Origin of the sequence: Natronococcus sp. (assembly GCF_047921035.1) — an archaeon.
Lineage (GTDB): Archaea > Halobacteriota > Halobacteria > Halobacteriales > Natrialbaceae > Natronococcus.
Genome location: NZ_JBLRWX010000066.1, coordinates 1 through 21,133 on the forward strand (window position 1 = coordinate 1; position 21,133 = coordinate 21,133).

Annotated in this window: 20 protein-coding genes and 3 pseudogenes; 13 read left to right on the forward strand and 10 right to left on the reverse strand. The window is 66.1% G+C overall.

The annotated features are described in order from the left end of the window. Positions 1–270, reverse strand: a pseudogene (locus ACNA7R_RS13450) (hypothetical protein); the annotation flags it as partial. A gap of 420 nt (positions 271–690) precedes the next feature. Between ACNA7R_RS13450 and ACNA7R_RS13455 the strand changes: the two are divergent. After that, positions 691–4,005 carry a hypothetical protein gene (locus ACNA7R_RS13455; protein WP_416284072.1) on the forward strand — a complete coding sequence of 1,105 codons (3,315 nt, stop codon included), beginning with the start codon at positions 691–693 and terminating at the stop codon, positions 4,003–4,005. A gap of 532 nt (positions 4,006–4,537) precedes the next feature. Here ACNA7R_RS13455 and ACNA7R_RS13460 read toward each other — a convergent pair. Both ACNA7R_RS13460 and ACNA7R_RS13465 read right to left on the reverse strand, forming a co-directional pair. Continuing rightward, a complete protein-coding gene (locus ACNA7R_RS13460) occupies positions 4,538–4,756 on the reverse strand; it encodes a hypothetical protein (RefSeq protein WP_416284073.1) in 219 nt (72 codons plus the stop codon). A gap of 296 nt (positions 4,757–5,052) precedes the next feature. Continuing rightward, positions 5,053–6,276: a PQQ-binding-like beta-propeller repeat protein gene (locus tag ACNA7R_RS13465; protein WP_416284074.1), complete on the reverse strand. Its 1,224-nt coding sequence runs from the start codon at positions 6,274–6,276 to the stop codon at positions 5,053–5,055. Between the two features lie 634 nt (positions 6,277–6,910). Here ACNA7R_RS13465 and ACNA7R_RS13470 point away from each other — a divergent pair. The 3 genes from ACNA7R_RS13470 to ACNA7R_RS13480 all read left to right on the forward strand — a co-directional run bounded on the left by ACNA7R_RS13470 (position 6,911) and on the right by ACNA7R_RS13480 (position 8,046). Beyond that, on the forward strand, positions 6,911–7,288 hold the full coding sequence (locus ACNA7R_RS13470) for a DUF6677 family protein (protein WP_416284075.1): 378 nt from the start codon (positions 6,911–6,913) through the stop codon (positions 7,286–7,288). 118 nt (positions 7,289–7,406) lie between these two features. Further along, positions 7,407–7,703, forward strand: a complete 297-nt coding sequence (locus ACNA7R_RS13475; protein WP_416284076.1) for a HalOD1 output domain-containing protein — start codon at positions 7,407–7,409, stop codon at positions 7,701–7,703. A 205-nt stretch (positions 7,704–7,908) separates the two neighbouring features. Continuing rightward, positions 7,909–8,046 (forward strand): hypothetical protein, encoded by a 138-nt coding sequence (locus tag ACNA7R_RS13480; protein WP_416284077.1) that lies wholly within the window; start codon positions 7,909–7,911, stop codon positions 8,044–8,046. Between the two features lie 348 nt (positions 8,047–8,394). On the opposite strand, the gene ACNA7R_RS13485 is transcribed toward ACNA7R_RS13480, so the two are convergent. The 4 genes from ACNA7R_RS13485 to ACNA7R_RS13500 all read right to left on the reverse strand — a co-directional run bounded on the left by ACNA7R_RS13485 (position 8,395) and on the right by ACNA7R_RS13500 (position 11,610). Continuing rightward, on the reverse strand, positions 8,395–8,703 hold the full coding sequence (locus ACNA7R_RS13485; RefSeq protein ID WP_416284078.1) for a HalOD1 output domain-containing protein: 309 nt from the start codon (positions 8,701–8,703) through the stop codon (positions 8,395–8,397). Further along, positions 8,703–9,860, reverse strand: a complete 1,158-nt coding sequence (locus tag ACNA7R_RS13490) for a hypothetical protein (protein ID WP_416284079.1) — start codon at positions 9,858–9,860, stop codon at positions 8,703–8,705. The genes ACNA7R_RS13485 and ACNA7R_RS13490 overlap by 1 nt, the downstream gene beginning before the upstream one ends. A 100-nt stretch (positions 9,861–9,960) precedes the next feature. Next, positions 9,961–10,815 (reverse strand): VOC family protein, encoded by an 855-nt coding sequence (locus ACNA7R_RS13495; RefSeq protein ID WP_416284080.1) that lies wholly within the window; start codon positions 10,813–10,815, stop codon positions 9,961–9,963. Between the two features lie 264 nt (positions 10,816–11,079). Further along, positions 11,080–11,610, reverse strand: coding sequence for a hypothetical protein (locus ACNA7R_RS13500; protein WP_416284081.1), 531 nt, complete (start codon positions 11,608–11,610; stop codon positions 11,080–11,082). A gap of 209 nt (positions 11,611–11,819) precedes the next feature. Between ACNA7R_RS13500 and ACNA7R_RS13505 the strand changes: the two genes are divergently transcribed. From ACNA7R_RS13505 to ACNA7R_RS13525, 5 genes are all read left to right on the forward strand, one after another. After that, complete coding sequence (locus ACNA7R_RS13505) at positions 11,820–12,293, forward strand: ArsR family transcriptional regulator (RefSeq protein ID WP_416284082.1); 474 nt, start codon at positions 11,820–11,822, stop codon at positions 12,291–12,293. A 345-nt stretch (positions 12,294–12,638) separates the two neighbouring features. Beyond that, positions 12,639–13,109, forward strand: a complete 471-nt coding sequence (locus ACNA7R_RS13510) for a zinc ribbon domain-containing protein (RefSeq protein WP_416284083.1) — start codon at positions 12,639–12,641, stop codon at positions 13,107–13,109. A gap of 69 nt (positions 13,110–13,178) precedes the next feature. Then, complete coding sequence (locus ACNA7R_RS13515; RefSeq protein WP_416284084.1) at positions 13,179–14,345, forward strand: acyl-CoA dehydrogenase family protein; 1,167 nt, start codon at positions 13,179–13,181, stop codon at positions 14,343–14,345. A gap of 131 nt (positions 14,346–14,476) precedes the next feature. Continuing rightward, complete coding sequence (locus ACNA7R_RS13520) at positions 14,477–14,998, forward strand: ArsR family transcriptional regulator (RefSeq protein ID WP_416284085.1); 522 nt, start codon at positions 14,477–14,479, stop codon at positions 14,996–14,998. Between the two features lie 2 nt (positions 14,999–15,000). Further along, positions 15,001–15,432 carry a hypothetical protein gene (locus tag ACNA7R_RS13525; RefSeq protein WP_416284086.1) on the forward strand — a complete coding sequence of 144 codons (432 nt, stop codon included), beginning with the start codon at positions 15,001–15,003 and terminating at the stop codon, positions 15,430–15,432. Here ACNA7R_RS13525 and ACNA7R_RS13530 read toward each other — a convergent pair. Further along, positions 15,404–15,820: a hypothetical protein gene (locus ACNA7R_RS13530; protein WP_416284087.1), complete on the reverse strand. Its 417-nt coding sequence runs from the start codon at positions 15,818–15,820 to the stop codon at positions 15,404–15,406. The genes ACNA7R_RS13525 and ACNA7R_RS13530 overlap by 29 nt on opposite strands. A gap of 242 nt (positions 15,821–16,062) precedes the next feature. Here ACNA7R_RS13530 and ACNA7R_RS13535 point away from each other — a divergent pair, with 242 nt between their 5' ends. Next, positions 16,063–16,872 (forward strand): ArsR family transcriptional regulator, encoded by an 810-nt coding sequence (locus ACNA7R_RS13535; RefSeq protein WP_416284088.1) that lies wholly within the window; start codon positions 16,063–16,065, stop codon positions 16,870–16,872. Positions 16,873–17,007: 135 nt separating this feature from the next. Here ACNA7R_RS13535 and ACNA7R_RS13540 read toward each other — a convergent pair whose 3' ends face one another. Next, the gene (locus tag ACNA7R_RS13540; RefSeq protein WP_416284089.1) at positions 17,008–17,619 is read right to left on the reverse strand and encodes a cupredoxin domain-containing protein; all 612 of its coding nucleotides are present in this window, start codon (positions 17,617–17,619) and stop codon (positions 17,008–17,010) included. A 158-nt stretch (positions 17,620–17,777) separates the two neighbouring features. Between ACNA7R_RS13540 and ACNA7R_RS13545 the strand changes: the two genes are divergently transcribed. Next, the gene (locus tag ACNA7R_RS13545) at positions 17,778–18,713 is read left to right on the forward strand and encodes an alpha/beta hydrolase (protein ID WP_416284090.1); all 936 of its coding nucleotides are present in this window, start codon (positions 17,778–17,780) and stop codon (positions 18,711–18,713) included. A gap of 39 nt (positions 18,714–18,752) precedes the next feature. Here ACNA7R_RS13545 and ACNA7R_RS13550 read toward each other — a convergent pair whose 3' ends face one another. Next, positions 18,753–20,366 carry a sodium/phosphate symporter gene (locus ACNA7R_RS13550; protein ID WP_416284091.1) on the reverse strand — a complete coding sequence of 538 codons (1,614 nt, stop codon included), beginning with the start codon at positions 20,364–20,366 and terminating at the stop codon, positions 18,753–18,755. Between the two features lie 253 nt (positions 20,367–20,619). Here ACNA7R_RS13550 and ACNA7R_RS13555 point away from each other — a divergent pair. Further along, a pseudogene (locus tag ACNA7R_RS13555) lies at positions 20,620–20,772 on the forward strand (transposase); the annotation flags it as partial. An 88-nt stretch (positions 20,773–20,860) separates the two neighbouring features. Further along, positions 20,861–21,133, forward strand: a pseudogene (locus ACNA7R_RS13560) (ISNCY family transposase); the annotation flags it as partial.

A 21,133-nucleotide genomic window follows, 5' to 3' on the forward strand; every position in this document is an offset into this window, starting at 1 on the left:
CGTCACGTCCTCGTCGGGCTCCTCGAACTCTTCCTGCTCCGCTTCGTCCCCGGGATCGTCGTCGGGCACCTCCCCGTCGTCCTCGTCCTCGAGGTCGTCAGCGCTGTCGTCCTGGTCGCCGTCTTCGTCGACTTCTCCCTCGCTGTCGTCATCCTCGTCCTCCGTCTCCGTATCGTCGACTTCCTCGTCCTCGTCGCCGGGCGAGACACAGCCTGCCACTACCCCGAGCCCCGAGATTCCAGCGATCTTCGTGAAGAGTCGTCTGTGCACGGTCGTCTTTCTTCCCGCCGGATAATAAACCCATTCAACGTGTATGCAAGGATAGCACTACTCACTACGTCCAGTTTATTTTTATTTGGAAAAAGTCGCATACTTGTAGCGCCGGAGCGGGCCGACTGCGCTCGCTCTCGGAGCCGGCTCGCTCGCCCGGCTCGCGTGGGACATTCACGGGGATGGAAAGAACACGATTTTCCTGAACATAAATTGATTTATACCACATACTGTTATCTATTCAGGTAACACAATCTATTAGACTAACCATCGGTACCATAACTGAATATTGAACTTGTGTAGTTTCAAGACAGACTAGTTGCGGTCAGTGACGTCAATGGAAGCTAAATTATCAACACGACGCGGGAAGAGTAAAACTGGTGGACGGCGCAGCGCGACGAAGAACGTGGGGCGCCAGAGATGAGCGGACCACCGGTCGATCTCGAGGGCGACGCGAGCCAACAGGACGTAAGCAACCGATCCGGCTTCGCCTTCGAGGCGACTGCGGCCGTCGACGGACTCGAGTGTCGCCTCTCCGCCTGGACCGCCGGTGCGCTCACGGCGTATCTGACCGACGATTCCGGAAGCGTCCTCGAGCGGCGATCGATCGCGACCCTCGAACCGGGCGAAGCGTTTACGTTTACGACCGAGCTCGCGGCCGGGGAGACCTATTGGGTTCTCTGCGACGCTCGCGGACGGGAGTACGTCCGAGGACGGACCGCGGTCGACTACCCGATCGAGGGCGACGCGCTGGTCGTGACGAACGGGATCTTCACGGCCGGCGGCTCCGTCTCGACCAGCTATCGGTACTGCGTGGATCGGATCAGACCGGTCACCGACGGCGAACCGTACGATCTCGGCGCCGACGAGGAGGCCCAGTCGTGGGGGAGCCTGGACCAGCCCGCCGGCGTCCGCCTTCACGCCGCCGCGGACGTCGGCGGCATCGAGTGTCGCCTCTCCGCCGAGACCGACGGCGTCACCGACGCCTACCTGACCGACGACGACGGCGACGTCCTCGAGCACCAGTCGATCGCCGGTCTCGAAAGCGGTGACACCGTCTCGTTCGACGGCGGACTCGCCGCCGATGAGACGTACTGGCTCGTCTTCGACGCGGACGGAGAGAGCTACGTTCGCGGTCGTGCTGCGGCCGACTACCCAATTGTCGGCGACTCGCTCATCGTGAGCCACGGTATCTACGGTGGCGACGCCTGGAGCGAGAACTATCGGTACTGCATCGATCGGATCGAACTCTCCGAGACGGGCGATCCGACCGGGAGGGGACTCGACCTCGAATTCGACGACGTGGCCCAATCCTGGAGCAGCCTGGACGAGTGGTCGGGTGTCCGTCTCCAGGTCACCGAGTCCGTCGCCGGCCTCGAGTGTCGCCTCTCCGCCGAGACCGACGGCGTCACCACGGCGTACCTGGTCACCGACGACGGTGACGTCCTCGAACGACAGACCGTCGAGACGCTCGAACCCGGCGAGACGTTCGCGTTCGAAACGGCACTCGAACCCGACGAGACCTACCGACTCGTCTGTGACGCTCGCGGGCGGAGCTACATCCGCGGCCGAGCGGCGATCGAGTACCCCGTCGAAGGTTCCGCACTGACGGTAACTGACGGCGTCTTCGGCGGCGGCGCGTTGAGCGACGGATATCGGTACTGCATCGATCGGATCGTACCCACGCGAGCGAACCACGCCACGCCCGACCTGCCGGTCGAGACGGGACTGCTCGAGCTCGGCACCGACGAGGAGGCCCAGTCGTGGGGGGGCCTGGACCAGCCCGCCGGCGTTCGCGTCGAGGTCACGGCGCCGGCCCGACACCTTCAGTGTCGCCTCTCCGCCGAGACCGAGGTTACGACCGCCTACCTCGCCGACGATGCCGGGAACGTGCTCTCCCAGCAGTCGGTCGCCGACCTGAGTCCGGGCGAGACCTTTACGTTCGATACCGCACTTGGAGCTGGCGAAGCCTACTGGGTGCTGTGTGACGGGAACGGGGAGAGCTTCGTTCGCGGTCGGACGGCGATCGAGTACCCGGCCGAAAGCGCTCACCTCGAGGCGACACACGGCATCTACGGCGGCGAACTCTTCTCCGAGGATTACCGCTACTGTATCGACCAGATTCGAACGGACGAGGCGAGCCCGAACGTCGATACGCTCGGCCTGGGGAACGACGAGGAGGTCCAGGCGGGATTCACGAGCTGGTCGGGCGTTCGGGTTCAGGCGTCGGCTCCCGTTCGGGGACTCCAGTGTCGTCTCTCCGGTGAGACCGACGTCGAAGCGGCCTACCTGACGGACGACTCCGGGGACGTGCTCCGCCAGCTGACGATCGGGAACCTCGACGCCGGAGATACGTTTACCTTCGACGTCGAACTCGAAACCGGGGACGTCTGTTGGGTGCTGTGTGACGGCGACGGCGACGGCTACGCCCGCGGCCGAGCGGCGGCCGACTACCCCCTCGAGGGCGAGTTGCTCTCGGCCACGCACGGTATCTACACCGGCGAGTCGCTCACCGAGAACTACCGGTACTGCATCGACCAAGTCCAAACCGTCTCGGCGAGAGGCGGGCTCACCGCGACCCTCGAAGACCGGTCGCTCGACGTGACGACCGTCAACGTGGTCGACGATCCTGCGATCGACGAGACCGGTGACCTGGCCGGAGAGCTCCTGGCGTACCTCGACGACCAGAGCGAGGTCAGCCACGAGTTCGTCCTCCCGCCCGGGAGCTACGCCTGGAACACCGAGTTCGTCCTCTTCGATCCGGTCGAGTACCTCGAACTCAGAGGGGAGCCGCGGGCGACCCTCCAAATCCGCGATCACGACGTCGATACCGTCTTCGAACTCGGCTCCTGGGCCGACGACGACCCGCCCCAGCACGTCGTCCTCCAGAGCGTCGACATCGACATCGACGACGAATCGGAGCGAGACGCCGGGCTGGTCAGCGCCCACGTCGGGCGCTGCTACATCGACAACGTCGAACTCGTCGGCCAGCGCTGGCGACACGGCCCCTACGGTGGAAACCGGTACACCTCCCTCATCAACACGCGGGATGGGGCGACGCTATCGATGGTTCGCAACCTCAGCCTGCCGGACGGCGAGGTCGCCGACGCCAGCGAACCCTCGGTCGGTCACTCGATCGGCCTCAGTGCCGATCCGCCCCACGAAGGGATCACCGTCTGGCACCAGTGCTACGTCGAGGATTACATCGACAACGGGTTCTACGTGAGCAACAGTCCGGGCGAGAACCTCGTCGTCCACGGGACGGCGGTCAACTGCGGGAACGGGACGCTTCGGATCGGCGCAACGGACGAAGCCCGCGACTGCAAGGTCCTGCTGGACGCCGCCTCCGACCAGCTCTATCCCGGCGCCGGGCTCTGGTTCAACGGCGGCGAGCCCCTCGCCGAACGGATCGAAATCGACGGGAGCGACGCTCAGAACGACCTCGTCAGGATCAACAGTAGCGCCGACGGCGGATACATCACTGATCTCGACGTCTTCTGCGGCCCGAACGTCGTTGCGCCGACGATCCGGTGTACGTACACCGACGATACGGAACCGTCGGGGCTGCTCATCGAGGGATTCGCCGTCGACGACGTAACCACGGCCGACGACAACGCGAGCGTCCGAATTCGGCGGCCCGACGTCACGTTGAGTTCGGGAACGGTCGACGCGGCGAATCGCCCGGCGCTCGGCGGCTACTACGATCCGGGGCTCGACGACGTCGACCTGTCGTAGCCGACTCGCGCCCGGCGATCATTGGCCACCGAGCTCCGACCGACGGCCGACCGAAGCCGGTTCCCCGTTCCCGATCGGACCGCGTCGCGCGGGCGTCGGACTAACTACCGGACGACGTGTGTCCCCGTTCCACCGGCAGGGTGAACGGCGCCCGACGGGAACGGCGTGAGCGCGATTCCCCACCCGCTGCGGACGCCGTAGCTGGAAACGGCGGGAAGGCGTTCCGTGCGGAGCTGTACGTTACTCTCGCCTCCGGGGTGTCATACCTGTTATGTAGTTTTGACTACTACCACGGGAGAACGAGCCATCGGCACGACGCGGACGGGACCGTCACAGCGTCCCGGGTGTGGATCACTGAACGTCCGCGTGCTCGAGGGTTCGCCGGACGACCACGAAGGGGGAGAAGAGCGGGCGACCCGCATCGAATCCACTGACCGTGAACAGGTGCGCCGAGTGGTTCGAGTGAGCCACCGGGCCGCCTGAGTATCTCGATACTCAGGCCCGGACTACGGTGTCGCCGAGTCTCGAAAATTCACGGTCCCTGGCAGGTTTCGACGCCCGTTCCGTCGGTCGACGGGGGACACTCGAGTTCGACGTCGTGAACCGTCTCTCGCTCGACGGTTACCCACCCGTCCTCGCTTCGCACCTCCTGGGTTCGCAGCCACTCCCCGTCTCGTTGCGGGTCGAAGAGCGCTCGGCGTCGACGCCCGTCCGAGGGCCCCCACTCGATGCGGATCGGCTCACACTCCATGCTTTCCCGTCGTATCGTAGCGATTTTTATTCTTTTCCGATTGGAGGACAGGTGTGGAATTCATATTATTAGCTCTAATTTTATTTCTCCTACGGATATATAGAATACCGACGCCACTAAAAAACATGTGGGTGGAATAATCAGTTCCGGCCTCTACGGCCCGACCAAGGCGGGCGTTCGACGCACGCCTCTGACCCCGTTGTCGGCGGACCCTCGCTGTCAGTGCGCGAGGCGGAACGGAATCGTCTTCTCCGACTCCGTCGTCCGAGGACCGCGACTCGAGCGGTCGAGGGCCGTCAGGCGGGACAGAGCGCCGTCAGACCGTTATCGCGGGTGACATACACCCGGTTTTCGGTAACGACGCACTCCTCGTTGAAGCCGTCGTTCCACTGGGTCTCGTCGAAGGTAAACGTCCACTCCTCGGTCCCGTCGTCGAGACACGAGCCGACGACCTCGTCGGGGGACGACGAACCGGGGTGGCTGCGGACGGCGACGACGGTATCGTCGACGATCGCGGGCGGCCCGTACGAGTGGGTGCCCTCCTTTTTCCAGGTCGACTCGGGGCTCGTCGAGCCGAGCGCGTACCGGCCGCGCGTAACGATCGTCTCGCCGACTGCGGCGGTCGTCAGCGCGTCGGAAGTGAGGCGACTCCGTTCGGTCGCTTCGCGCCCGGTGCTCAACACCCCCTCCTCTGCCGAGTGGTCGACGAAGAGGGTCCGTTCGGTCGCCGACAATCCCTCCCCGAAGTCGCCGGCCTCGAACCGGCTCGTTCGTAGTCTCTCGGCCGAGTGTGGCTCGAACGCGGCGACTGCGTCGGTGTCGAGCGGCTTCTCGCTTCGGCGGCCGTCGAGCAGGGCCCAGACCGAGCCGGCGACGGCGGCGACCGAGCCGGGACGCGTACTGAACGTGTAGCTGACCGACGCCGGCCCGTCGGGATCGATTTTCGAATCCCGCAGGGCGGTGACGGTCTCGTGGGTCCAGCGACACGAGCCGTCCGCCGCGGCGACCGCGTACAGCGTCCCGTCGACGGTCAGGTACACCGAATCGAACGCGGCGACGGGTTCGGAGGTGGACGCGTCTTCGCCGAGGTGTTCGCGCCAGCGGACCTCGCCGCTGTCGGCGTCGATGGCCGTTAGCTGATCTCCGGCGACGTAGACGGCATCCTCGCCGATCGTCGGTGTTCCCCGCGCCTGGATCCCCTCGCAGACCCACCGGCGCGTCCCGGTCGCGGCGTCGACTGCGTGGATACCCCCCTCCGTCCGGAGGTACACGGTGTCGCCGTCGGCGACGATCGAGCCAGTCTTTTCGTACTGCCAGTCGATGCGGTCCGGTTTTTCGAACCCATCGGCCGTCGAGACGTAGCGGGTGTTGCCCGCGTTACCGCCGTACGACGACCAGCTGCCGTGTTTCTCGTCCGAACTCCCGGATCGGGTCTCGGCGGCCCCGACGGAGGCAAGCAGTCCGCTGGCCGAAAGCGCTACTCCTGTCGTCAACACCGATCGACGTTGCCAGTCTCCCATTTACTTTTCAAACCTACTGTCTATACGATTAAGCACCGGTACTATAATAGTTGGGTAACGTAAGTGGCTGAAACTGATATCTATAGGCCGAACAACGTTCACGAATGCCTACTCGAGAGAAACGCCGCGATCGTCGACGACCGAGCTCGAATCGAGTGATCGCTTCGGCCGGCGAGCGGACCTCGCTTCCGAACGCGTTCGACCGGCCGACACCTTCCCTTCGTCCCACCACCGCTGACTACCCGACCGATCGAAACGGTGATTCGATCGCGAGCGAGTACGCGGTCCGGCTCGCCGATCCTCCGCGGCGGGCCCGTGACACGGCCGGGAGTCGGCCTGCTCCGCCGGGGACACGCGAGTCCCGGATGGGAACCGTCACCGTTCTGCCCGAGCGGCTGTAAACGACAGTTCGGTACACAACGGCCCGCTTCGTGCCATCGACTGCCCCCTTCGATTCCTCGAGGGAGCTCGGCTCGTCGCCGGTTGCGGCGAGGAGGTGTCGCGCCGCGTCACGCAGGCGTCTGACTGAGATTGATGAGAGTCGAGCCCGAGGGAAACACTATGTTACCGACCTCGCCGCTCGGATCGACCGGCCACGATCGTTCACGCTCCGTCCCGCGGAGGCGATAGTCCGATGCTATCGACGCGACCCCGAACGCTGCTGTCGCGGGGAACGGACGTCGCGACCCGCGATCGAAGCTGGCCGGCGTACGTGCTGGCCGTCCTCCTGCCCGGCGCGGGTCACGCCTACACCGGCCACTGGAAGCGCGGCCTCCTCTGGGCCGTTCTCTGTGTCGCCGCACTCGCCTTCCTCAGTACGGGCACGGTCCTCGCCGAACGCGCGGCCGCCGAACCGTTCGTCCTCACCATGCTCCGCCTCGAGCACGCCGGCTTCGCGGACGTCGCCTTCCCGCTGGCCGTGCTCGTGCTCAACGTCGTCGACCTCTACGGCCTCGGCGGCCTCGAGGACGCCGCGGTCGACGCCCCGCTCGCGAACCGAACGCGGTCGTAGCCCGACGCGCCGACGAGCGCGCGAGTCCCCGCTACCGCCCCCACGCTACCGCCCCCATCGTTCTCAACTCGAGAGTGTCTGACTGAGGTTCAAGTGCGAGCCCGAGGTGGGAACCGGTATGGCCCCTGCAGAACTCGGCGTCGAGATCGCGCGACGGATCGCCGCCCGCGAGGGTGTCGAGACGGCTGCACTGAACCCGCCCCTCCACGCGGTGGTCGACGTCGACGCGCTCGAGTCCCTGATCCACTCGCGACCGGACGAGCGCACCGACTTCACCGGCGTCGTCTCGTTCGCCTACGGCGAGTACACGGTTACCGTCGACCACACGGGGAGCGTCTCGATCACCCCGCTGGAAGACGCGGACCCGAACCCCGGCGACGGCCCCGGCCGGCAGTTCGAGTACAGTTCGCAGTAACACGCCCGGTCGTCCCACCGCCGTTCTCGCGGCGCTCCTCGAGCCAACGTCGAACGATACCCGGCTTCGAGAGCGATCGCTGCTCGAGGGACCCCCGACCTCGGTACGAAGTACCCCGAGATACTTTCACAATAACGATTGTTAGTTTGGGTTTCCGCCAACTATTATTGCGAATATGTAAATACCCCCGGGACCAACACAGTGTATGAACGATGCCGAACCCCGAGACCCCGTGACCAACGTGCCGGTCGACACCGCCGAACCCCCGCTCCACCTCCCCGGAACGCCGACGCTCTCGTTCATGAGGACGCTCGAGCGCCTGTACAGCCGCTTCTTCCGATAAGCGGAACGCGACGCACTCGAGACCAGGCCGGACTCTCCTCGCCCCGACTTCCCTCGACGACGGGACGACGGCCACGCGGATTTTCACTCGCCGACGGACGAGAACGGCCGAGCAGCGCCGGTAGCGTCCGAGTGTGCAGTGGCGATCCTCGAGCACCCGCGACGCCCGTCCGGAGTGCGACGACGACGCCGTCGACCACTTCCCCTCTCTCTCACCGAAGCCCGAGCGACCGCCCGGCAAAACGGTCACCGCCGTTTCGCGCTCGAGCGTGTAGTCCACGCCGGTCGAGGCCGTCGACGGAGTCCCTCGAGTCCTCTCGTTCCGACGAGCGACCGCGACCCCCGACCGCTACCCGGCGTCACACTCGTCGTCAGCGTCGCCGTCGGCGTCTCCCTCGAGCGCGCGGACCCGAACGGCGTCGCTCGTCATCGTGACCGCGTAGCCGGCGTACTCGAAGGAGAGGTGTTCGGTCGCGGCCCCGCCCGTAAACGCGGCGTCCAGGGCGTCGGGATCGATCGTCTCCCCGAGCGACGGCAGCTCCGGCGGCGGGCTGTCCTCCAGAACGGCGACGACCGACCAGACGCCGTGGCTCGGGGCTTCCTCGGGGGCCAGCTCGTACCGGTAGCTCGTCGAGGGAGACCGATCGGCGTCGCTCATCAGAACGGAATCTCCTCGAGGAAGTCCGCGCTCTGTTCGTCGAGGTGATCCAGACGCGAGCCGAGGAGTTCGCGGACCAGCATGACGAGCGCGTTGTCCTCGCCGACGCCCGTGATCGCGGTCTCCTCTTGAATCCCGTCGTCGTTGCGGTGACTGAGCGTACCGAGCATAATCGCCTCCCGATCGGCGAAGAGGAGCCGACCCACCTTCTCGCGTTCGGGTGACATGTTCATCCAGTCGCGCTGGGGTTCCCACAGCGTGACGTCGGGTACCGCCTCGCGGACCCGGTCCCGGATCGCCTGAGTCTGCGTGCCGACGTAGACGTCGACGCCGCGGTCGACGGCGTCCTGGAGACACCGGAGACACGCCGCCTCGATGAGGTCCTCGTCGGTGTACATCAAGAATAGCTCCTCGTCGGCGTACTCGCAGAGCGCGCGGCAGCGTTCGATCACGTTCGCGCGGCCCTCGAGCCGCCAGATGTCCTGGGAGGGGGCGGCGACCGAGAAGATCGCCCGCGGTGCCTCGGTCAGATGGAGATCGAACCAGTCGGCGTCCTCGACGAGGGGGTGACCGCGGTAGCCGACCGCGCCGCTGCGGGCGTCGTACGAGACGAGCCCGGCCGCCGCGAGCTTCGGGAGGTGGACGTGGTGCAGGGTCGTACAGCAGTCCTCGACGGCCTCGTCGAACGCCGTCTCGCTACCGGGTTCGTGCTCGAGGATCGCCCGAGCGAGGGCGACCCGGGACAGCGTCGTGTCGTAGTCGGCGAGGACTGACAGCGCGATGCGCCGCCGCCGGTGGGCGAGCGCGTCGAGGATCTCGTCCCAGTCGACCCCGTCCCTCTCGACGAGACGCTCGAGCTTCGGGTTCTGTAGCGCCGGGTGGCTCGAGAGCGTGACGGTGTCGGTTTCGGCGTCCCACTCGATCAGGCCTGCCTCCTCGAGCACCGGAAACTGAGCCTGTCGGAGCGAGACGCGCCACAGCTCCAGTTCATCCTCCGTGACGTCGAGCAGTCGCTTCCCCGCGTCCGCGGCGGCGAGGTGGATGGCTACCTCCTCGTCGGACACCGGCTCGGTCCGGTTCCGGAGGAGTTGCAGGACGGCCCGACGCCGTCCGTCGCGTAACGCGTGTAGCACATCGTTCGTTTGCTCGCCTCGCATTCTCTTGATCGGTGGTCGCGACGTTCGCTGATAAATCTCCCGGTAATAGCGATCTACTATCCGGCGACGAAAACTCGCTGTAGCACCGCGATCGGCCCGATCAGCGGGGGTCGTCCCGGCGGAACCGAAGCCCGATCCCGTCCGGGTCCGCCGTCTCGAACCCGTCGCCGTCCCGCGCGCTCGAGGTCGCGTGCCCGGCGTCCTCGAGTCGCGTTCGCAGCGCCGCCAGCCCCGCGGCGTCGGGGACGACGACGTCGACGCGCTCGAGGCCGCGTCCTTGCGGCGGTGCCGACCGGCCCCGCCAGACGTTCAACCCCAGGTGGTGGTGGTAGCCGCCGGCCGCGGCGAACAGCGCGCCGTCGACCCGGTGTTTGCGCCCGAACCCGACGGTGTCGACGTAGAACGCCTGTGCGGCCGACAGCGACGACACCTCGAGGTGGACGTGTCCGACGGTCGTCGCCGGCGGAATCCCGTCCCCACCCCGACCCGCGCTCCGGACGCCCTCGACGTCGAGCGGTTCCGTCCCGATGGCGACCGTGCCGTCGTCGGCGATGGGCCACTCCTCGCGCGGTCGATCGCAGTAGACCTCGATCCCGTTGCCCTCCGGATCGGAGAGGTACAGCGCCTCGCTGACGACGTGGTCGGCCGTCCCGTCGAGCTCCCAGCGCCGCTCGATCCGCTCGAGGGCGTCGCCCAGCGCCGCCCGCGACGGAACGAGCAGGGCCGTGTGGAACAGCCCCGTCTCGTCGGCCCCGCGGGGTCGCGCCTCCAGCTCCTCCCGAAGTACGACGAGCGGCGTCTCGTCCGCGGCCAGAACCGCACGGCCGTCGCCGACCGTTCGGGCCTCGAGTCCGAGCACGTCCTCGTAGAATCGGGCGACTCGCTCGAGGTCGGCTACCCGAAGCGAGACTCGCCCCATCCGCGTCGCCGCCGGCAACGCCCCTGCTGTGGTCATGGCCGGACGTTGGCGACCAGTACGGGAGACGCTTCCGGCCCGGAGATCGCGCACCGCGAACCGAGGGCCACCGCTGACGGCGGCTGACACTACGACTTCGGGCCGTTCCGTCGGGCCGTCGGGAGGACCGACTCTCCGAGTAGCTGGGGACGTCGTGGCTCGAGACCGATCAGGGGACGTTCGACAGCTGTGCTTCGAGTTCCTCCGTCGTCGTCCACGAAAAGCACCGGTCCAGGGATTCGAGATGGCGAAGCGAATCGGTGATCACGCCGCTGTACGACGGCGTGCGACCGCCGAGTTCGGATTCGAGATACGAGTCGAGGTCCTCGGCCGAGAGTTCCAGTCCGTTTTCGCGAGCGTCTCGAGCGCTGCCGAAAGGTCGTTGGCATGGTACGCCAGCTCGACGGCCCGGGCACGTACCGTGTCTCGCGTCGTAAGCAGGGAGTCGTCGCCGTAGTGTTCATCCCGCGCTCGAGGGAAGAGAAACGTGCGGTCGAGCAGCGCCGGACGCTCGACGCGTCCGAACTCGGCGACCGCCCCGCCAGTGTCGTGTTCGAGAATCAGCGGAATCGAATCCGCGTAGAGGGCGTGGAGAAAGAACTTCACTTTGAGGGCCGGGACGGCATCCGACACGTCGAGGTCGGGTTGTGTGGCAAGCAGGTACGCGTACGCATCGTGCCGGTGATTCAATACGTCGAGCGCTGCATCGAGACGGTACTTGAACGGGGATTCGTAGCTTCCTAACACGAAATACGTCGAGTGTGGACCGAAGAGGTGCTCGTGTCGCTCCCGCATGTACGAGAGGAGCCGTTCGCTGTCCCTCGGGTCGAGCTCGAGGCCGTAAAGAACGTCGTCCAGGATGAAATCCGTCAGCTCGTCGGTTTCCGCTGGAATACGATTCATACTGACTAATATGGAAATATCGCTAAATAACCATACTGGTCTAACGTAGGGAAGTCAAGCCTGTGTACTTATCTATCCGGCTCCCGTAAGCTCGGATAAGAATGGCCGAGATCTCCCCGAATTCCGAATCCGATACCGAGGAGAATCCCCTCGAGCGACAGCGTGAGCTAATGGAGCTGCTGTCGCAGGAAACTCGACACAGCATCGTCCAGGCACTCCTCGGACACCCAAAGCTCCTCGCGTCAGCCGACGAGATCAACCACTTCGTTCCGAGCAAGTCGAAGAAGACCGTCGAGGAGCAACTCGACGTGCTCGTCGACGCGGACCTCCTCGCAGTCTACGAGTACCCCCCGAACGGGGAGCGGCGCGGCCTGCCGTGGAAGTTCTACGGGTTCACCGAGTTCGGGGCCGACGTCCTCGGCGATTTCAACTACCTGAAGGGGGTCCCGATGGCGCGAGCCGTCCATCAGCGAACGCGCACGCCGGAGCGGATCGAGCGACACGAAGCGGCCCCGCGGCCGCCCCTCCCGGAACCCGTCCGTGAGACGTTCCGTCTCGACGAAACGGCGGACTGACGAACCCCTGCAGCGTCGAGCACTCTCGCCAACGGCTCCTCCGGGAGCCTTCGGACACCTCCGCTCGCGCGTCTTCGGGTGGGACTGACAGACACGAGGACGGCGCCGTTCTCGCGTCCGGAGTGGTCGACAGTCGGTCTCCTCGATCTCGGCGTCGCCCTCGAGAGAGCCGCCAACGGAGTTCGAACTAGTCGAAATAGACGACCACCGTCGCTCTCGACGGCGCTCGCGCCGGAACTGGCGGTGCAATCGACCCGGCCGCGAGGACGTCCTCGATCCGACCGCCATCGACACGGATCGAACCGAAGGGAGAGCACTTATCCTTACTGACCGTCTAGTCAGGATATGTCCCAGTCGACCTCCCGGAAGCGACCGTGGCTCGCAGCGCTCCTCGCGGCACTCGTCACCGGGCTGGGCCACCTCTACCTCTGGCGGCTACGCCGCGCCCTCGGCTGGCTCGCCGCGTCGGTCCTCGTCACGTTCCTGCTCGTCGACCAGGCAGCGTTCGAGACCCTCGCCGGCGGAAACCTCGGCACCGACGCGGTACTCGCCGTGTGGCCCATGTACGCCGTCGTCGCGCTCAGCGTCGTCGATGCCTACCTGATCGCCCGACGACCAGCCACCGATGGCGAGTCGTCCACCGACGGCGAGTCGACCGTCCCGTCCGCCGACGAGGACGACGCTCCCGCCTGTCCCCACTGCGGGAAGGACCTCGACCCCGACCTCGAGTTCTGCCACTGGTGTACGACCCCGCTCGAAGCGGGCGAGGACGGGGAGGAGTCGACGGACGCGGCGCCGAACGACGGTCCTCGCTGAGAGCCGCTCCTCGAGCGCCGTGTCGCAGTGTGGCACAGAACTACGTCCGCCGGCCCACAACAGGAGGGCGTGAACGCGTTCGAGACCAACATCGCCGACAGCGTGCTCAGCACCGAACACCGGATGCTCCGGGACGAAACCCGATCCTTCGTCGAAAACGAGGTCCGTCCCGAGGCGCGCGAACGGGACCCCGCCGGCGAGCACATGTCCGACGACCTCGTCCGCCAGCTCGGCGAGATGGGATTTTTCGGGATCCTCATCGACGAGGAGTACGGCGGGCTCGGGCTGGACCTGAAGGCCTACGCCGTCCTCGCCGAGGAGCTGTCCCGCGGCTGGCTCAGCGTCGGGAGTATCATCGCTCGCGGGCAGAGCCTCGCCGGCGCGACCGAGGCCCAGAAGGAGCGGTACCTCCCGAAGATGGCCCGCGGCGACCTGCTCAAGAGCATCGCGATCTCCGAGTCGGACGCCGGCTCCGACGTCGCGAACATGCGAACCCGCGCCGAGAAGGACGGCGACGAGTACGTCCTGAACGGCCAGAAGATGTGGACCACGTTCGCGAAAGGCTCCGACTTCATCCTCACCTACGCCGTTACCGATCCCGACGCCGACCCGGCCCACGCCGGAATTTCGGGGTTCATCGTCGAGAAACCCGCCGGTACCTTCGACCGGGACGGGCTGAGCGGGCAGCCGATCGACAAGATCGGCTACCACGGCTGGGACACCTGGAGCGTAAACTTTGACGACGTGCGAGTCGACGAGGACAAGCTCGTCGGCCGGGAGGAGGGCCAGGGCTTTTACCAGATCATGGAGTTCTTCGAGGAGGGCCGCGTCCACACCGCCGCCCGGGCCGTCGGCCTCGCTCGCGGCGCCCTCGAGGACGCCGTCTCGTACGCCACGGAGCGCGAGCAGTTCGACCGCCCGATCGCGGAGTTCCAGGCGCTCCGATTCAAGCTCGCGGAGATGGCGACCCGAACCGAGGCAGCGAGGGCGCTGACGCTGCTCGTTGCGGAGACGGTCGATCAGGGCGACCGCGCCGACGCCCAGGCCGCGATGGCGAAGCTGTTCGCCACCGAGGTCGCCGAGGAGGTCACCAGCGACGGGATCCAGGTTCACGGCGGCTACGGCTACACGACGGAGTTCGACGTGGAACGGTACTGGCGGGACGCCCGCCTCACGAAGATCTTCGAGGGAACGAACGAGATTCAAAAGCGCATCATCGCCGACCGGTTGCTCTGAACTCTCGCCCGTCGGCGACTCTCCTCCCGGTCACTTTCTCAGGGACGGGTTCGGGATAGCGAGACAGCGAGCCTCGATCAACTATTTGACTTGCAAGAAGCTTTATTGAGGCACCGATCGTAGGAGGGAGTATGTCCGACCCGGCTCCCGGTATCGAGGCGTGGAAGGAACACACGAGTGCGTTCGATCGCGTCCAATCGATCGCCAGCACGGTCTCGAAACCTCGTTCGGCGCCGTTTATCGCGGACGAGGCAGAAGTCGCGGAGAACACGGCCCGAGATCACCTCGAGCGACTCGTCGATCTGAACGTGCTACTGAAGAGCGAACGAGCGGGAACGACGCGCTATATGCCCGATCCGCTCCACACGCGGATGCAGACGCTCCGAGAGCTGCTGGACCGACACGACCACGACGAACTCCTGCAGCTGAAAGCTGACCTCCAATCCGAGATCGAGGGGTGGCGCGAGGAGTACGGCGTCGACTCGCCCGCCGACCTCCGTGACCGTGCCGCGGACACGGAAACCGCCGGACAGACGCGGGAGATTCGGACGACTGCAAGCGACTGGGAACTCGTGGTATACCGGCTCGCTATCGTCGAGGACGCGATCGAGAACTACCGGACGTACAGTCAAGACTTCCGCGCGTCGGCGTAGAGATGGGTGACACGTACGACTCGGCGGCGGCGTCTCACCGGGCGCTTCGCGCCATCCAGCGGGAGCTCGAACGTCACCCGATAGTCACCGAAGTGCGGGGGTTTCCAGCGGGCGAGTTTACACGGGTTGTCGCACGGCTGGAAACGGAACGATGGGGGCGCGACAACGAAGACGCCACGCTTACCGTCCGCTGGTTTGCAGGGGAGACTGCTGACGCCGCTCCCGAGTTCTCGTTCCACTACAGCGACGCAACGACCGATTTCGGGTGGCACCACGAACCGAACCCGCACGTCGACGGATGGGGGCATTTCCAGGAACGAACCGCTGCCGGAACGGAGTATTCGTACGAACCGTATCCCTTCGACTCGCTCACCCCTGCACGCCTCGTCTGGGAGGTCATGTCTCTCACTTCGTCGAGGCTGAAAGCGACGTAGCTACGAATCGGATTCGGAACTCGTCGTCGAGGTCCTCGAGGTCGCTCAACTCCTCGATCACCCGATCGTCCTCGAGCGCGTCCTCCTCGTCGAGTTCGAGCGTGACGGAGTACTCGCCCGAATCCATTAGCACGTCGTCGGACGTGGCCTGTGCGTCCTCGTCGGCGCCATCGTCGTCGTCCGCCGCGAGATCGAACCGGTCCTCGAGGACGGGCGAGCCGTCGGGATCGGCGACTTCGATCGAGCCGGCGAGGTGCCGCTCCGCTCCGTTCAATCCGGTGACGGCCTCGAGGACCGTCCCTGCGAGGAAATCAGCGGCGGTCGAACACCCGTCGACGGCGGTAGCCCCGACGGTGGCTTCGACTGCGAGGTACTGGTGCCGGCTCACCCGATCCTGCTCTCGAGCGAGAGAACTAACGACCGAAGGTTCGCTCCGTCCAAGTCCCGAACACGAGCGGTTCCCTCACCGAGTGAGTGGAGACGATAGTTTCAACGGCCTGTCCGAAATAGGTGGGACCGAGGGAATCTCGATGCGCGGTCGCACAGACGGGGTGTGTCAAAAACCGTCGTGCTTGCGCGCCAGAACCCTCGGTCCCTATTAATAGTTATCGTTCCGCCGCCATAAGTTTCTTGATCGACTCGAGCGACCCCTTCCCCGCGCTCCCGTTTTCGGCGGTGTACGACCGGGTCGACGTGGACTCGACCTCGAAGCTGTCCTACCACCTCGAGCAGCTCGACGGCACCTACCTCCGGCGCACCGACGACGGCTGGACGTTCACGTTCGCCGGCGACTCGATCGTCCGGCTCGTCCTCTCGGGGGCCTACGCCGGCGAGGTCGAGTTCGACCCCGTCCCGGTCGAGACGCCATGTCCGATCTGTGGCGCGGATCGGCTGTGCGTGGTCGTCGAGGACCGCCTGCTGTTCCGGGAGTGTGGCGACTGTGACCGGCGGATGGGCGGGCTCCCCGTCACGCCCGCCCAGGTCGAGGGCCGCGACGTCGACACCGTCCTCTCGAGTGCGACCACGCGGATGGTCACGCGGTACTGGCGTTTCCGAGAGAACGCCTGTCCCGACTGCGGCGGCGCCGTCGGAATCGAGTTCCAGGAGTCGGCGACGTCCGTCGACGCCCTCGAGTGGACCGCGGTCGGGCGCTGCCGGCAGTGTCGGCGATCGATCCACGGGCCGCCGTCGATCTGGCTCGCCACACACCCCGCCTCGATCGCGTTCCACTGGGACCGCGGGATCGACGTCCGAACGTTCGGGTTTTGCGAACTCACCGAGCGCGTCACGACCGGCCAGTGGGGCACCGACCGAACCGGTCCCCACGAGTACCGCGTCACGTACCGCCTCGAGGACGCCGAACTTCGGCTCACCGTCGACGACACCCTGTCGGTGACGAGCAGTGTACGCGTCCGGACGAGCCTCGGCGACCTCGAGTGAGAACGGGATTTCTCGTCGTCGAGACCGACGACGGAGAGATCGTCGTTCGTCCGATCGGATCGATGCGAGAGTTTCGCGGTCTCGAGGGTCATACGTTCCGCCGAGCACGTCGCCCGAAGCAGACTGGCGGCTCTCTCAGGGACGTTCGATCCCGATCCGCCCGCGCTTTTGCCACCCGGCGTGGATCTCGCAGACGTACTCGGCCATCTCCGCGGACGCCTCGAACTCGAGCGACTGAGTCGCTCCCGCCTCGTCCATCAGTTCGGTTTCGTAGTCGTCGACGACCTCGCCGCTCTCGTCCCAGATCTCGACGTTGTGCGGGTTTCCGTCCTCGTTCGTCCAGCTGAGGACGTACTCCCGACCCGCCGTGAGTACGAGCGCCGGGTTCTCCTCGCCCGCGATCGGTTCCGGTTCGACCCCTTCCCAGCCGGCGGTCGTGGCACTCAGTGCGATCTCCTCGACGTCCGTCCACGCCTCGGTCGCGTCGCGAGTACCGCGCTTCCCGTCCCCGTCGGTGGCGTCCGGTTCCGTCGTGTCGCTTTCGTCGTCGGATTCCCCGCTCCGGCTTTCGTCCTCGGGCGCGCTGTCGCCATCGCCATCGCCGGCGCCGTCGTCGCCGTCGTCGGCTCGCTCCGCTTCGTCGCCCGTTTCGCTACTGCCGAGACAGCCGGCGGCGAGAACGGCCGTCGCGGTTCCGCCGACGAGTCTCAGCGTTCGACGACGGGAGAGGCGTTCTTGATGTTCCATAACCCGAGTTTCAAATCCGGTTACTGTAACTAAGAGTGAGATAACGCGAAGTTAATAGGTCACCAATCGGAACGCGGACGCGAACCGTCCCCAGTCAACTGCGACGACCCGGGCGCCCGAACCGGAAGACCTTCCGTCGGATCGCCGAACGGTCCGGTATGTACGCAGCCGAGATCGATCCGCAGGCGAAGGCCGCGCTCGAGCGCCAGAGCCGGTTTTCGATACCACACGGCCGTCGCGGTCTGAAGCTCTTCCGGTACGTCACCCGCGCGATGATGTGGGTGGAGAACCGAAACCCGCCCCGGGTGGGGCGAACGATCGATCGAACGATCCCCGGACCCGCGGGCGAACTCGATGCTCGCCTCTACTTGCCCGAGGCGAACGGGCCGTTCCCGACGATCGTGTTCTTTCACGGCGGCGGATACGTCTTGGGAAGTATCGAAACGCACGACTGGTTGTGTCGCCAGCTCACCCGGGAGAGCGGCTGTGCCGTGCTCTCGGTCGACTACCGCCTCGCCCCCGAACACCCGTTCCCCGCGGCGGTCGAGGACGCCTACGCCGCCGTCGAGTGGGCGGCCGCCAACCCGGACGCGATCGCCGGGACCGGGCGGCTCGCGGTCGCGGGCGACTCCGCCGGCGGGGCCCTCGCGGCCGTCGCCGCGCTCATGGCCGCCGAGCGCGACGGTCCCGAGATCGCCTATCAGGCGCTACTCTATCCCAGCGTCGGGATCGAACCGGACCAGCCCTCGATGCGGGACCACGCGGGGATCGTGCTCGAGGCCGACGACATGGCGTGGTTTCGGAACTGCTACTACGAGAGCGACGTCCACGAACGCAACCCGTACGCCGACCCGACGAACGCCGGTGACGTCTCCGGCGTCGCGCCGGCGACGGTCGTCACCGCCGGGTTCGACCCGCTTCGTGACGGCGGGAGGGCCTACGCCGAACAGCTCGTCGGCGACGGCGTCGCCACGCGCTACGAGAACTACGAGGCGATGGTCCACGGGTTCGCGACGATGCGCGAGGTCGACCGCGCCCACGATGCTATCGCCGACGTCGCCACGGATCTCGCCGACGCGCTCCGAAACGACTGACGGGCGTGAGCCCGTGACTGCCACAGCGATCGCGGTCGGTCAGCACGTCGACGATCCCCTCGGCACGACGATCGTCACCGGATCCGCCCCCGACGTCGCGTAGATCGCGTGTCCACCGTCGATCGCCGCGTCGTACGCCGGCTGTGAGATCGCAACCGGCGCCTCCGGATACTGCTGGGCGCCGACGGTCTGCCAGGACGACTGCAGCGCCGTCGGACAGCGCAGTTCGCCGCCACCCTCCCGCAGCCAGTCTCCGGCGGGCTGGGACGAGCCGCTCGCCCCGTAGTAGTTGCCGGCGACTCGAGTGAGGTGGTCGTCGCTCGTCCACTCGGCGCCCAGCGTCGTCGTCGCGAACGTCGCGGCCGCAAACTCCTCGCTCGTCGTCGTCCCCTGGTAGGAAAGCGCCTCGAGACCGACGAACGCGATGGGCAGCGAGGCGAGCGCACACAGACAGAGGACGACCGCGAGCGCAACGGTGATCGTCTTCCGCCTCCGAGGCGTCGCGCGCCCGGCGAGATCGACGATCGCGACGCCGGCACTGACGACGACGGCGAGGTGGGCGAACGTCTGCCCGCGCTGGACGAAGATTTCGATAGCCGGGTCGACCCCTCGAGTGAGCGAGAACCCGACCCAGACGAGCGGGGCGAGCAACAACGCCAACACGACCGCTCGAGGGCCGCGCGGCCCGGTCGCGCTCGGAACGCCCCAGCTTCCGAGCGCGGCGACGACGACCAGCGGCGCGAGGAGGGCGAGCAACAGCGACGGCGGGGCCATCGTGCCCGGAAACACGCCCCAGACGGCGTCCGCGAGCACGACCGCGAACCCGAACAGCAATCCGCCGCCGATCGTTCCACGAGTGAGAACCGGGGCCGCGGTCGACAGCCAGTACGCGAGCGCGCACAGCAACACGATCCAGGCGACGAACAGGCCGTACTGCTCGACGGGTTCGCCCGTGTACGACGGGTCGACGATCCAGTAGTACGCGCCGACGTACGCCCACACGACCACGAGGAGCGCCGCGCTGAGTGCCCGGCGTCGCCAGGTTTCCAGTCCGGCCAGGACGCAGACGGCAGTCAGCGTCAACGCAGCCATGATCGCGCTCAGATGGTGCGTGATCGGGAGCACGAGCAGGAACGCCCCCGTCACGAGTCCCCAACGCCGCTGGCCCGTTCGGAAGAAACGGTAGGCCGCGATCGCGACCAGCGGAACGAACAGGATCCCGAGCACCTCGTAACTCACGGCGACCGTCCGCCGGAGGAACACGCCCTCGAGCGCGAGAGTCGTTCCGGCAGCCAGCGAGGCGACGGCGGTCGTCGAGGGCGCCACGCCGCGACGAGCAGCGATCCCCCACGTCAGCGCCACCGCGATCACCGACGGGACGGCTCCGATAACGGCGATAACGGGCTGGGCGATCCACAGCGGCGCGACGGCAGTGACGAGCGCGACGATCGAGAGCAGCGTCGGGAACGTGTAGCCGTAGGGCTCGATCGTTTCGACGAGCGTCCCGACTGCGATGCTGTCGCGGGCCTGCCCGGCGAACACGAATCCGTCCGGGTTGAACGGGTACGGCGTCCACAGCGTCGGCGCCATCCGAACCGCGAACGCGACCGCGAAGACGGTGAGGGCCACGACCGCGAGTCGCCGACGGACCATCCGACTGTACGCGGTCGCGGTACCGAGTTAACTTTTGCGAGGCTAAGTCCCCGTCCTCAAGGAGCAACGCAGGGAGCGAAGCGACCGAGTAGCGTTAACGAGAGCGAAGCTCTCGTTCGCACATCAGAACGCTTCGCGTTCTGAGGACGCAGTAGGGCGGGGATACAGCCGACACGAGATTAGGTTATCCACGAAATCGTACACCCTAACTAAAGAATTATGTGACAGTAGACCGATAGTGGAAGTGAACCCAATAGAATACGACCTCGATACGGGAGCGCACTCGACATACTCCCTGCACTACCACCTCGTCCTCGTTGTGAAATACCGACGCGAGGTGTTCAACGAAGAACTCCGAGATTTCTTCCGCGAGGTCGTGAGTGGGTTCGCTGACAACTACGGCGTCCTCAGAACGGCGTAGTCAGGAGTTCGGAACGACAGTTTGTGTGCATGAGACGAGCGGCTAACTCGGACTGACCGATGATTCCGAGAGGATGTCACAGAAGACATCCGAGTTCGAGCCGGCTATCAGACGGCTCGAACGCCAGGCCGCAGAATCGATCCACGAAGACACGGACCTCCTGACGGTGGTCCGTTCGTTTGACTTCAGCGAGGTCGCAGTCTACAACGCTAGCGAACTCGAGTGGAACGCTTGCTACGACTATGACCCGATGGTACGAGCGTTCTACTGCAAGGAACTCGCTGGCTTGACGACGAAGGAACTTCACGAGTATCTCGCCGACGCCGAGCGTGCGGGCACGCTCGGC